Genomic DNA, 11,934 nt, shown 5'->3' on the forward strand with positions numbered 1-11,934 from the left:
CGAGGTCGTACGCCGCTTCCACCAAGCGCCAGTCGAGTTTTTCGAGGGTGGAGTAAATGGGCAGAATCATGAACGGCAAAAAGCTGTAGACCAGCCCTACGCTGACCGCAAAGTCGTTATAGAGGAGGGTGATGCCCCCGGCTTGAGGCAACAGCGCATTGAGGGTCTGGGCGACCCAGCCGTGCTCACGCAAGATGATTAACCACGCGTAGTTGCGGATCAGCAGGTTGGTCCAGAACGGAATGGTGATCAGCAACACCATGAGGTTGCGACGGCGCGGGGTCAGACTAGACATCCACAGCGCCACAGGGAAGCCAAACAGGAAACACAAAAGGGTTGTGCCGCCCGCCTGAAACACTGAACGCAGCAGTGCTTGGGCGTATACCCAATTGAGTTCCAACTCACCGTCGAAACCTTCTTGGAAAAAAAGCTGCACGTAGCTTTGTAAGTGCCAGTCAGCCTGCCAATCGACACCGCCATAGACGTTGCGCGGCAGCAAGCTGATGTAGCCCATGATGCCCAACGGAATGGCGATCAGCGCCAGCAAAGTGAGAATGACCGGGCTTAGCAACAGCGCACGGTTGAGCGCGGGAGAAGTGCTACTGACGCTCATCTCAAGCCTCCATCAACAGGCAGGCATGGGGCGGCAGGTTGACCGCTACGCGATCTCCGACCACACGACCGCGGTTAAGCCCTTCGTTGTTTTCACGCAGCATGACTTTAATGTCGTTGTTCAACCGGCACTGATAAAGCGTTGCGGTGCCGACGTACAAGACGGCTTCGATCACACCGCGCAAGTGATGCGGCTGCTCGAAGTCGACCAATTGTGAGCGCTCTGGGCGGAATGCCAGTTGCACTTTCGCCCCGTCGAAGCTTTCAGCCGGGCAGGGAATTTCTACCGGCATGCCGTTGGGCACAAAGAGTTTTTGGTTGTGCTGGCCGCGTTTCAAATGGCCCGGCAAGAAGTTGATGTCACCAATAAACTGGGCGACAAACTGATGCTGCGGACGCTCGTAAATATCATTCGGCGTTCCAATCTGTAGAATCTTGCCCGCGGACATCACAGCAATTCGATCTGACAGCGTCAGGGCTTCTTCTTGATCGTGGGTCACGAAAATAAAAGTGATCCCGGCTTCCTTTTGCACACGCTTGAGTTCGACCTGCATCTCTTTGCGCAGCTTGAGGTCCAGCGCCGACAGCGGCTCATCCAGTAGCAGTACTTTGGGCTTAGGTGCCAGAGCCCTGGCCAGTGCCACGCGTTGCTGCTGCCCACCTGATAATTCGGCAGGTTTGCGCTTGGCCAAGTGTTGCATTTGCACCAACGCCAGCATCTCGTCGACACGCTTGGGGATCAGTGTGCGATCAAGCCCCTGCATCTCGAGGCCGAAGGCGATATTCTGCGCGACACTCATGTGGGGGAACAGCGCGTAACTCTGGAAAACAGTGTTGACCCGTCGTTTGAACGGCGGCAAATCTTTGACCGGCTCCCCTGCGAGGCGAATCTCCCCATCGCTGACATGCTCGAAGCCCGCGATGGTGCGCAGTAGGGTTGTTTTTCCGCAACCGGAAGGGCCAAGCAAGGTGAAGAACTCGTTGTCGGCAATGTCGACTGAAACATCATCAAGGGCTGGCGTTAGCCCCGGATCGTCGGAATACCGTTTGAAGACGTTACGCACTTCGACTGCCACTGGATGACCCATAATGGTGCATTCCTCTAATTATTGTATGCAATATCTGGATGCAATCTAGGAATAACCGGATTAATCTGCCCATGCAACCCCCTTTTTTAAAGGCTGCTCACCGCTTGGGGCCGGTTGTCGGATGCTAAAGGAGTGTTTATATGACCGATAAGAAACTTGAAACCACGGTCGACCGCGTCTACCAAGGGGTTTACGAGGCCATTAGCAAGCGTTCGTTGAGGCCAGGGATGAAGCTCGGCGAGGCGTCTTTGGCCGAGCTTTTTAATGTGAGCCGAACGTCGGTTCGTGCTGCATTGAAGCAATTAGAGGCGGATGGGCTGGTTACCACAGAGCCCAATAAAGGTGCATCCGTGTCTTTGCCGAGTGATGAAGAGATTCGCTCGCTGTTCGAAACGCGACGTCTGGTTGAGATCGGTATCGTCAGTGAACTGTGTCGACGCCGGGACACTGCAGTGACCCGCGATTTACGAGATCACCTGTTGCTTGAAGACGAAGCACACCGCAACGGGGACCATGAGCGGTTGATTCACTTGCTCGGTGAGTTCCACATCAAACTGGCGCGAAGCCTGAACAATCCGGTGTTGCTGGACTGGTTCCAGAAGCTGATTTCTCGCGCCTCGTTGTATGCCGCCGCGCTCGATGATGACAGCCACCAAGCTTGTCGCGACGACGAGCATTTGCGTTTGATCGAATACATAGAGGCTGGTAATCAAAGTGCCGCGATTGAGCTGACGTGCATCCACTTGAATGGTATTGAGAAGGCGATTCTTGATGTCGCCGCCACGCTAAAAGCTGGCCATCACCCGCTAAAACATCTGATATCGCTTTAGGCCATGATTAAACGCAAAAAGCCCTGAAATTCAGGGCTTTTAGGGGTATCGCATAAGGCTTAACCGATGCGTGCCAGGGTATGCCTTACAGACGCATTGGCATAACAACGTAGGCCGAGTCGTCGTTATCCGACTCTTGTACCAGGGCGCTGCTGTTGGAGTCAGACAGAATCAGACGCACTTGCTCAGTGGTCATCACGCCCAGCACGTCTAACAGGTAGCTCACGTTGAAACCAATTTCGAGCGAGCCGCCGTTGTAGTCAACGCCCACTTCTTCTTCCGCCTCTTCCTGCTCCGGGTTGTTGGCCTGAATTTTAAGTTGGCCATTGACCAATTGCAGACGAATACCACGGTACTTTTCGTTGGACAGAATGGCCGTGCGGCTAAACGCTTCACGCAGCGCTTGACGATCACCAATCACAACTTTGTCACCGCCTTTAGGCAGTACGCGTTCGTAATCCGGGAACTTACCGTCTACCAGTTTGGAAGTGAAAGTGAACTCGCCCGTGGTCGCGCGGATGTGATGCGCGCCCAATACGATGCTCACTTCACCGTCCGGCTCAGTCAGCAAGCGCGCCATTTCAAGAATACCTTTGCGCGGCACGATCACTTGATGGCGGTCGGGTTGACCAATGTCAGCTTTCATCGAGCACATAGCCAAACGATGGCCGTCAGTGGCCACGGCACGAATGATCCCGGCCGAGACTTCCAGCAACATCCCGTTAAGGTAGTAACGAACGTCCTGCTGGGCCATGGCAAAGCTGGTGCGCTCAATCAGGCGGCGCAGTTTGCTTTGCTGCAGGCTGCACGTTAGCGAGCCAGGGCCTTCTTCAACCGTCGGGAAATCATTGGCAGGCAACGTAGACAAGGTAAAGCGGCTACGACCTGCCTTGACCACGAGCTTTTGATCATCGAGCTTGATGTCGATCAGAGCATCGTTGGGCAAGCTTTTGCAGATATCCATCAACTTGCGCGCAGGTACGGTGATCTCGCCAGGCTCAGCTGGCTCTTCGAGCTGAACGCGGCCGACCAGTTCAACCTCAAGGTCGGTACCGGTCAGCGACAGTTGCTGGCCTTGGACAACCAACAGCACGTTGGACAATACCGGCAAGGTCTGGCGGCGTTCAACAACGCCTGCGACCAGTTGCAGGGGTTTCAACAAGGCTTCGCGTTGAATGGTGAAATGCATGGTCTAGTCCCTTGCCTTAATTAGCTGCTTTGGTGTCATCAGGTTGTCAGGGTTCGCAGCAGGTTCTTGTAGTCCTCGCGGATGTCCGCGTCGGATTCCTTGAGTTCATTGATTTTGCGGCATGCGTGCAAAACGGTGGTGTGGTCGCGACCACCAAACACATCGCCGATTTCCGGCAGACTGTGGTTGGTCAGCTCTTTGGACAACGCCATGGCCACTTGCCGAGGGCGGGCTACCGAGCGTGAACGACGCTTGGAGAGCAGGTCCGAAATTTTGATCTTGTAGTACTCGGCCACTGTGCGCTGGATGTTATCCACAGAGACGAGTTTGTCTTGCAACGCCAGCAAGTCTTTTAGAGATTCACGAATCAGCTCGATGGTGATGTCGCGGCCCATGAAGTGCGAGTGAGCAATGACGCGTTTGAGCGCGCCTTCCAACTCTCGCACGTTGGAGCGAATGCGTTGGGCAATAAAGAACGCGGCATCATGGGGCAGGTCGACCTTGGCCTGATCTGCCTTTTTCATCAGGATCGCTACGCGCGTCTCAAGCTCAGGCGGCTCAACGGCTACCGTCAAACCCCAGCCGAAGCGAGATTTTAGGCGCTCTTCAAGCCCTTCGATCTCTTTTGGGTAACGGTCACTGGTCAGAATCACTTGCTGACCGCCTTCAAGCAAAGCGTTGAAGGTGTGGAAGAACTCTTCTTGAGAGCGCTCTTTGCGGGCAAAAAATTGAATGTCATCAATGAGCAGCGCGTCTACCGAGCGGTAGAAGCGCTTGAACTCATTAATAGCGTTGAGCTGCAAGGCCTTGACCATGTCGGCTACAAAACGCTCGGAATGCAGGTACACAACCTTGGCATTCGGGTTCTTCTTTAATAGATGGTTGCCCACCGCGTGCATCAAGTGGGTTTTACCCAAGCCAACACCGCCATATAGAAAGAGCGGGTTGTAGCCATGCTTGGGGTTGTCGGCAACCTGCCATGCCGCCGCACGGGCCAGTTGGTTGGACTTGCCCTCTACGAAGTTTTCGAAGGTGAACGTTCGGTTGAGGTAGCTGGTGTGCTTAAGCGCACCTTCAACCTGCACCGTGCGTTGCTCGGCACGGGCTGGCGCCTGTTGAGAACTGGCACCGGCCATCGGGTCGAAGCTATCACGTGAAGGTTCTTCGTTCGCCGGGTTCGACTGTTTAGGCGCCGGAGCAGGAGCGGGCGCGGTATTAGCAGGTGCGCTTGGCGCTGGCGCAGACGCGGCCTGCTGTTGAGAAGCCGCTGCGGCTAGTGGCGCATTAGGCGCGGCGCGCGGTGCCGAGCTGCGTTTGCTGCCTATTAATAAGGACAGCGCTGGCGCCATGCCGTTGCTGTGCTCATTTAGGAGTTCAAGCAAACGGCTCAGGTACTTCTCGTTAACCCAGTCGAGAACAAATCGGTTGGGTGCATACACACGCAACTCGTCGCCTTCGGCTTCGACTTGTAGTGGACGGATCCAGGTGTTGAATTGCTGGGCAGGCAGCTCATCGCGCAAAAGCTCTACGCACTGCTGCCAAAGTTCCACTGACACGGATATCCCCTAAGTTGAAAGCCGGTGAGGCAAAAACAGGCGCCATTGTAGCGATCACTCGCCCACTTATCCACATGTAGGTTGCCTGCCAATAAGGAGATGTCGCGTTTTCAGCGGTTAACAAAGCGACAAATGGTATGTGCATAAGGTCTGTGGATAAGCGCCCCTAAGCTCGTTGCACAAGTGGGGTCAAAACTCTGTGCATAAGTCGCCTGTGGATAAAGGCGCCTTTCGTGCACAGCTTATCCGAGGTCGCAGCACAGGCAGAGCACCGTTTCTCGACAGTGTTGTCATTCTCTGCATGCCTTGATTTATAAGGTCTTCATTAACTTATCCACAGTTAACTGGGTGGCTAAGAGTTATAAGTTCTTTAAAAGAGCTTTAAATACTTCGTTTTTTTATTTTTATGATTGGCCAAGGTTATTCGGTGTGTACAACCGCTGGCATCTATTTAGCCCTTAGCGTTGGTTGGAAATTGACCTATTGGCCTGCATTCACTAGAATCGCCGGTCTCTTAAAACGGGGGCCATTCCGGCCCGTTGTGGACGAACCAGGTAGCACGACATGAAACGTACTTTCCAACCAAGCACTATCAAACGCGCCCGCACTCACGGTTTCCGTGCTCGCATGGCTACTAAAAACGGCCGTGCAGTCCTGTCGCGTCGCCGCGCCAAAGGCCGTGCGCGTCTGGCAGTTTGATAATCAGACAATGGTGGTGAGTCAGGACTTCAGTCGGGAAAAGCGGTTACTCACTCCCCGACATTTCAAGGCGGTCTTTGACTCCCCCACCGGCAAGGTTCCGGGGAAAAATCTCCTGCTCCTTGCGCGCAGCAACGATCTTGATCACCCCCGTTTGGGGTTAGTGATCGGGAAAAAGAGCGTAAAGCTCTCCGTTCAGCGCAATCGCCTTAAGCGTTTGATGCGTGAATCGTTTCGTCTCCACCAGGAGTTACTGGTTGGTTGGGATATCGTTATCGTCGCGCGCAAAGGTTTGGGTGACGTAGAGAACCCCGAATTGATTCAGCATTTCGGAAAACTGTGGAAACGTCTGGCCCGTAACACGCCAGTTCCAACGGTTAAATCCGAAACTGTAGGGGTAGGCAGTCCTGATGCGTAAACTGGCCCTCGTTCCGATCCAGTTTTATCGTTATGCCATTAGTCCTTTGATGGCCAACCACTGCCGTTTCTACCCCAGTTGTTCCTGCTACGCGTTGGAAGCCATCGAAAATCATGGCGTTCTTCGCGGAGGCTGGCTGACCTTTCGTCGTTTAGGTCGCTGTCACCCGTGGAATCCCGGTGGTTACGACCCGGTTCCACCTATCCCTACCTCCCGTTCTTCTTGATGGCCGAGTAATCATGGATATTAAACGCACGATCCTGATCGTCGCTCTCGCAGTCGTGTCCTACGTTATGGTTCTGAAATGGAACCAAGATTATGGCCAAGCTGCGCTGCCGACTCAGAATGTTGCCGCCAGCAATACTACCGCGCAGGGTTTGCCTGATTCGGTACCAGGTAACAACGCTTCAAACAGTGCCGATGTACCCACTGCAAATACCGATACCAGCACACCGACTGAAACGCCGGTTGCTGCTAGCAAAGATTTGATCCACGTAAAAACCGATGTCTTGGATATTGCAATTGATCCACAGGGTGGTGATGTTGCCCAGTTGCGTCTGCCGCTTTATCCACGTCGTCAAGACCACCCGGATGTCCCTTTCCAGCTGTTCGATAACGGCGGCGAGCGCACTTATCTGGCACAAAGTGGCCTGACTGGCGTTGACGGTCCAGATGCTCGCGCTTCAGGTCGCCCGGTTTTCAGCACTGATAAAAAGACTTTTGAGTTGGCTCCAGGCCAAGATCAGTTAGTCGTTGACCTCAAGTTCAGTGAAGACGGCGTCAACTACATCAAACGTTTCACGTTCAAACGTGGTCTGTACGATGTTCAAGTCAGCTATTTGATTGATAACGAGAGCGGCAAGCCGTGGACCGGCAACCTGTTCGCGCAATTGAAACGCGATGCCAGCTCTGATCCTTCTTCCAGCACCGCTACCGGCACTGCCACTTACTTGGGCGCAGCCCTGTGGACAAGTGAAGAGCCGTACAAAAAAGTGTCGATGAAAGATATCGACAAGGGCCAATTGAAAGAAGCCGTTCAAGGCGGTTGGGTTGCTTGGTTGCAACATTACTTTGTGACCGCGTGGATTCCACAGAAAGGCGATAACAACGTCGTTCAGACCCGCAAAGATAACCAAGGCAATTACATCATCGGTTTTACTGGCCCAACCTTGACAGTTGAACCAGGCAAAACAGGTGAAACCAGCGCGATCTTGTACGCAGGTCCAAAAAGCCAGGGTGTACTCAAAGAGTTGTCCCCAGGTCTGGAACTGACTGTCGACTACGGCATCTTGTGGTTCATTGCCCAGCCAATTTTCTGGCTGCTGCAACATATCCACAGCTTGGTCGGTAACTGGGGTTGGTCGATTATCTTCCTGACCATGCTGATCAAAGGGATTTTCTTCCCGCTGTCGGCCGCCAGCTACAGATCGATGGCTCGTATGCGCGCTGTGGCACCAAAACTGGCCGCTCTTAAAGAGCAGTTCGGTGATGATCGCCAGAAGATGTCGCAAGCAATGATGGAGCTGTACAAAAAAGAGAAGATCAATCCACTGGGTGGCTGCTTGCCAATCCTGGTGCAGATGCCGGTGTTCTTGTCCTTGTACTGGGTACTTCTGGAAAGCGTTGAAATGCGTCAAGCGCCTTTCATGCTCTGGATTACCGACTTGTCGATTAAAGATCCGTTCTTCATTCTGCCGATCATCATGGGCGCAACCATGTTCATCCAGCAGCGTCTGAACCCAACACCTCCGGATCCGATGCAGGCCAAAGTGATGAAGCTGATGCCAATCATCTTCACCTTCTTCTTCCTGTGGTTCCCAGCGGGTCTGGTGCTGTACTGGGTAGTGAACAACTGCCTGTCCATCGCTCAACAGTGGTACATCACACGTAAGATCGAAGCCGCTACCAAAAAAGAAGCTGCTTAACTTACTCTGTTGATCACCACTCAAAACGCCCCCTAGTGGGGCGTTTTGCTATCCGTCACTTTTGTTTTTGAGGCCCGTTTTTATGAGTGTTCCGGCACAAACTATTGCTGCTGTGGCAACCGCCCAAGGCCGAGGTGGTGTGGGGATCGTGCGTATTTCCGGACCACTCGCCAGCCTCGCAGCGCACGCGTTCACTGGCCGTGAACTCAAGCCGCGCTACGCCCATTACGGACCTTTTCATGGTGAAAGCGGTGAGGTACTGGATGAAGGTATTGCGCTGTATTTTCCAGGCCCCAATTCTTTTACCGGCGAAGATGTGCTGGAGTTGCAAGGCCACGGCGGCCCGATCGTATTGGACATGCTATTGCAGCGCTGCGTTGAACTAGGGTGCCGCTTGGCCCGTCCGGGTGAGTTCAGTGAGCGCGCCTTTTTAAACGATAAACTCGATCTGGCTCAGGCCGAGGCCATTGCCGACCTTATCGAAGCAAGTTCTGCACAGGCAGCCCGCAACGCATTGCGGTCATTGCAGGGGGCTTTCTCGCACCGTGTGCATAACTTGACCGAACAACTGATCAGTTTGCGTATCTACGTTGAAGCGGCGATCGACTTCCCGGAAGAAGAAATCGACTTTTTAGCCGATGGCCATGTGCTGGGAATGCTCGACAAAGTGCGCGAAGAGTTATCCACAGTAAAGCGTGAAGCAGGCCAAGGGGCTTTATTGCGTGATGGCATGACGGTGGTGATTGCCGGTCGACCGAATGCCGGTAAGTCCAGTTTGCTTAATGCGCTGGCAGGCCGTGAAGCCGCCATCGTGACCGAAATCGCGGGGACGACGCGGGATGTATTGCGTGAACATATCCACATAGATGGCATGCCCCTGCACGTGGTGGACACCGCTGGCCTGCGTGATACCGAAGATCAGGTCGAGAAAATCGGTGTGCAACGAGCGCTTAAAGCCATTGGCGAGGCGGACAGAGTGCTACTAGTGGTGGATGCTACTGCGCCGGAAGCCAATGATCCCTTCGCCCTCTGGCCTGAGTTTTTGGAACACCGTCCAGACCCCGCCAAAGTGACTTTGATTCGTAACAAAGCAGACCTCAGTGGGGAAGCGGTTGAACTTGAAGTCAGTGCAGATGGCCATGTGACCATTAGCCTGAGTGCTCGCTCAACAGAAGGTCTCGATTTACTGCGTGAACACCTCAAGGCGTGCATGGGCTACGAGCAGACCTCTGAAAGCAGCTTCAGCGCCCGTCGTCGTCATTTGGAGGCCTTACAGCACGCTAGCGATGCCCTTGAGCATGGTCGATCTCAGCTGACCCTGGCGGGCGCCGGTGAGTTATTGGCCGAGGATTTGCGCATGGCCCAGCAATTTTTGGGCGAAATTACCGGGGCATTCAGTTCGGATGATCTGCTGGGGCGGATCTTCTCTAGCTTTTGTATTGGTAAGTAATTGAGCAAGCGAGTTTGTACGCGACCATTTGATTTTTTAAAAGATCGCGAGCAAGCTCGTTCCTACACATGTGTGGATAACTGAGGTATTAGTCCAATGCGCCATTGATGCCGCCGCGACGTTTGCGGCCAGTTCTTGATTCCCCTGCAACAGGGGTAGATCTGTGCATCTATGGAGTACCTATGACTCACGATACTTATGTGACGCTAGAAGGCGTTTCTTATCAGTTGCCTGATGGCAGGCTGCTATTTTCTGACCTCTCTTTACACCTCGATCAGCGCCACACCGGCCTTGTCGGCCGTAATGGTGTGGGTAAAAGTAGGTTGGCGCGACTGATTGCTGGGGATATCTCGCCAACCACGGGTCGTTGCCTACGCGCCGGAAAGGTGTATTACCTATCTCAGCACATCAGTTACGGCCCGGAGCAAACTGTCGCCGGTTTGACAGGGGTTCAGCCCATCATCCAAGCGCTTGAGCGCATCGAACAAGGCAGTGTGGCGCAAGCAGACTTTGACGGTGTCGGTGAGCACTGGAACATCCGCCAGCAGTTGCTCGATCAGTTAACTCAACACAACCTGACACACCTGACCCCATCGACACTGATATCAACACTCAGTGGCGGCGAAGCCATGCGCGTCGCATTGATGGGCGCCTTCATGTCTCAGGCGCAGTTGCTGATTTTAGATGAGCCAACCAACCATCTGGATCGCGAGCATCGTTTGGCCCTGCAAGAACAACTCAGTCGCTGGTCTCACGGGTTACTGTTGATAAGTCATGATCGCGAGCTGCTGGAGTCCATGGAGTGCATCCTCGAACTCTCATCCCAAGGGATCATTTGCTACGGCGGCGGTTACTCGTTTTATGCACAGGCTAAAGCTCAGCAGCAGCATGCAGCTGAACAGCAATTGGCACAGGCCAAGCTAGAGCGTAAACGAGAAGAACAGCGGTTACGCGAACAGGTTGAACGCCTAGAGCGCAGGCAGTCCCGAGGTCAAAAAAGCGCCAGCATCAGCAATCAAGCGAAGATTTTGCTAGGACGGCAAAAAGATCAAAGCCAAAACAGTTTCGGCAAAGTACGCCAGCATCAACATGCGTTACGTGAAACGTTATCGGCGCAGGTTAAGCAGGCGGCCAGCCAGGTCGAAGAACAAAAAGCGATCTTTATCTACGCGCCTGAAGCGCCTACGCACTCAGCCACTCTCGTCGCGCAGCTGATAGATGCTCGCTTGCCATACGGCTTCGAATCATTGCGTACGCTGAGTATTACGCTCTCTCGGGGCCAACGAGTCGCCTTGATCGGACCCAATGGATGCGGCAAGTCAACCTTACTCAAGGTTTTGGCCGGGCAACTCTCAGTCATGGCAGGGCAGATCGCGCTCAAGGTGGAAACCGCTTATCTCGATCAACACCTCGCGCTTTTAGAGCTCGATCGTTCAGTTCTTGAGCAATTACGAGATTTAAACAGGCAATTGGACGAAAGTGAGTGCCGTATCCGATTAGCGCAGCTAGGGCTTGGAGCGGCACACGTCAATCAACCCTGTGCACAACTCAGTGGAGGCGAACGCTTGAAAGCCGCCATGGCCTGCGTGTTTTACGCCCAAGACCCCGCACAGTTGTTATTGCTCGATGAACCCGCGAATCACCTAGATTTAACCTCATTATTGGCGCTGCAAACCATGCTCCAACAGTACACGGGCACCTTGATCGTGACCTCACACGACGAAATGTTCCTGGATGCGATTGGCATTACCCACAGGCTCTGCGCAAGTGCCGACGGCTGGCTTAACACGCCTGTTTAAACTCCACACGGGTTACCGTCATCCTATTGATCGCCTTGTATTCGAGTGTCAGCCAGAAGAATCACTCCTTCTGGCGGCTTTCGGCTGCCTGCTAAATGGCCTTCGGGCTGATTTTTGTCCCAATAAGCCCTGTGCATAACTGGCCCTTAGCTCAGTGGGTAACTGGGTCTGTAAACTGATGATAACCACCCTTGTGGATAACCACATGATTTACCCACAGGCTTAGTGCACTTATTCACGGGGCTCCTTGGCACATGACCACAGACTTTTGAATCTCTGTACAGTATGATAAATAAGGCTCTTAGAAATCTATCCACAGAAAGTAGCCTGCATAGAAATAAACATAAAAACAAAGCTTTTATAAATCT

Annotated in this window: 11 protein-coding genes; 7 read left to right on the forward strand and 4 right to left on the reverse strand. The window is 53.5% G+C overall.

The features are described 5' to 3' along the window. A partial coding sequence (locus tag AQS70_RS05475; protein ID WP_055101897.1) for an ABC transporter permease occupies nucleotides 1-613 on the reverse strand: 613 nt, incomplete at its 3' end. Nucleotide 614: 1 nt separating this feature from the next. Beyond that, complete coding sequence (locus tag AQS70_RS05480) at nucleotides 615-1,700, reverse strand: ABC transporter ATP-binding protein (RefSeq protein ID WP_055101898.1); 1,086 nt, start codon at nucleotides 1,698-1,700, stop codon at nucleotides 615-617. Between the two features lie 140 nt (nucleotides 1,701-1,840). Between AQS70_RS05480 and AQS70_RS05485 the strand changes: the two genes are divergently transcribed. Continuing rightward, nucleotides 1,841-2,530 carry a GntR family transcriptional regulator gene (locus AQS70_RS05485; RefSeq protein ID WP_055101899.1) on the forward strand — a complete coding sequence of 230 codons (690 nt, stop codon included), beginning with the start codon at nucleotides 1,841-1,843 and terminating at the stop codon, nucleotides 2,528-2,530. A gap of 85 nt (nucleotides 2,531-2,615) precedes the next feature. On the opposite strand, the gene dnaN is transcribed toward AQS70_RS05485, so the two are convergent. After that, the gene (gene dnaN / locus AQS70_RS05490) at nucleotides 2,616-3,719 is read right to left on the reverse strand and encodes a DNA polymerase III subunit beta (protein ID WP_055101900.1); all 1,104 of its coding nucleotides are present in this window, start codon (nucleotides 3,717-3,719) and stop codon (nucleotides 2,616-2,618) included. Between the two features lie 38 nt (nucleotides 3,720-3,757). Then, on the reverse strand, nucleotides 3,758-5,275 hold the full coding sequence (dnaA, locus tag AQS70_RS05495) for a chromosomal replication initiator protein DnaA (RefSeq protein ID WP_055101901.1): 1,518 nt from the start codon (nucleotides 5,273-5,275) through the stop codon (nucleotides 3,758-3,760). 564 nt (nucleotides 5,276-5,839) lie between these two features. Between dnaA and rpmH the strand changes: the two genes are divergently transcribed. From rpmH to AQS70_RS05520, 6 genes are all read left to right on the forward strand, one after another. Then, a complete protein-coding gene (rpmH, locus tag AQS70_RS05500; protein WP_003213577.1) occupies nucleotides 5,840-5,974 on the forward strand; it encodes a 50S ribosomal protein L34 in 135 nt (44 codons plus the stop codon). A gap of 16 nt (nucleotides 5,975-5,990) precedes the next feature. After that, the gene (rnpA, locus tag AQS70_RS05505) at nucleotides 5,991-6,392 is read left to right on the forward strand and encodes a ribonuclease P protein component (RefSeq protein WP_206542128.1); all 402 of its coding nucleotides are present in this window, start codon (nucleotides 5,991-5,993) and stop codon (nucleotides 6,390-6,392) included. Beyond that, complete coding sequence (yidD, locus tag AQS70_RS23130) at nucleotides 6,385-6,618, forward strand: membrane protein insertion efficiency factor YidD (protein ID WP_082428040.1); 234 nt, start codon at nucleotides 6,385-6,387, stop codon at nucleotides 6,616-6,618. Before rnpA ends, yidD begins: the two co-directional genes overlap by 8 nt. A gap of 13 nt (nucleotides 6,619-6,631) precedes the next feature. Then, the gene (yidC, locus tag AQS70_RS05510) at nucleotides 6,632-8,317 is read left to right on the forward strand and encodes a membrane protein insertase YidC (RefSeq protein WP_055101903.1); all 1,686 of its coding nucleotides are present in this window, start codon (nucleotides 6,632-6,634) and stop codon (nucleotides 8,315-8,317) included. 82 nt (nucleotides 8,318-8,399) lie between these two features. After that, a complete protein-coding gene (gene mnmE / locus AQS70_RS05515; RefSeq protein WP_055101904.1) occupies nucleotides 8,400-9,767 on the forward strand; it encodes a tRNA uridine-5-carboxymethylaminomethyl(34) synthesis GTPase MnmE in 1,368 nt (455 codons plus the stop codon). A 182-nt stretch (nucleotides 9,768-9,949) separates the two neighbouring features. Then, nucleotides 9,950-11,566, forward strand: a complete 1,617-nt coding sequence (locus tag AQS70_RS05520) for an ABC-F family ATP-binding cassette domain-containing protein (RefSeq protein WP_055101905.1) — start codon at nucleotides 9,950-9,952, stop codon at nucleotides 11,564-11,566. Nucleotides 11,567-11,934: the final 368 nt, after the last annotated feature.

It is taken from the genome of Pseudomonas endophytica, assembly GCF_001411475.1.
Classification (GTDB): Bacteria; Pseudomonadota; Gammaproteobacteria; order Pseudomonadales; family Pseudomonadaceae; genus Aquipseudomonas; species Aquipseudomonas endophytica.

Bases quoted from the DNA above. Each gene is read 5' to 3' on its own strand.
- AQS70_RS05480 (WP_055101898.1), bottom strand. From the start codon at position 1,700: ATGGGTCATCCAGTGGCAGTCGAAGTGCGTAACGTCTTCAAACGGTAT.
- AQS70_RS05485 (WP_055101899.1), top strand. From the start codon at position 1,841: ATGACCGATAAGAAACTTGAAACCACGGTCGACCGCGTCTACCAAGGG.
- dnaN (WP_055101900.1), bottom strand. From the start codon at position 3,719: ATGCATTTCACCATTCAACGCGAAGCCTTGTTGAAACCCCTGCAACTG.
- rpmH (WP_003213577.1), top strand. From the start codon at position 5,840: ATGAAACGTACTTTCCAACCAAGCACTATCAAACGCGCCCGCACTCAC.
- yidD (WP_082428040.1), top strand. From the start codon at position 6,385: ATGCGTAAACTGGCCCTCGTTCCGATCCAGTTTTATCGTTATGCCATT.
- yidC (WP_055101903.1), top strand. From the start codon at position 6,632: ATGGATATTAAACGCACGATCCTGATCGTCGCTCTCGCAGTCGTGTCC.
- mnmE (WP_055101904.1), top strand. From the start codon at position 8,400: ATGAGTGTTCCGGCACAAACTATTGCTGCTGTGGCAACCGCCCAAGGC.
- AQS70_RS05520 (WP_055101905.1), top strand. From the start codon at position 9,950: ATGACTCACGATACTTATGTGACGCTAGAAGGCGTTTCTTATCAGTTG.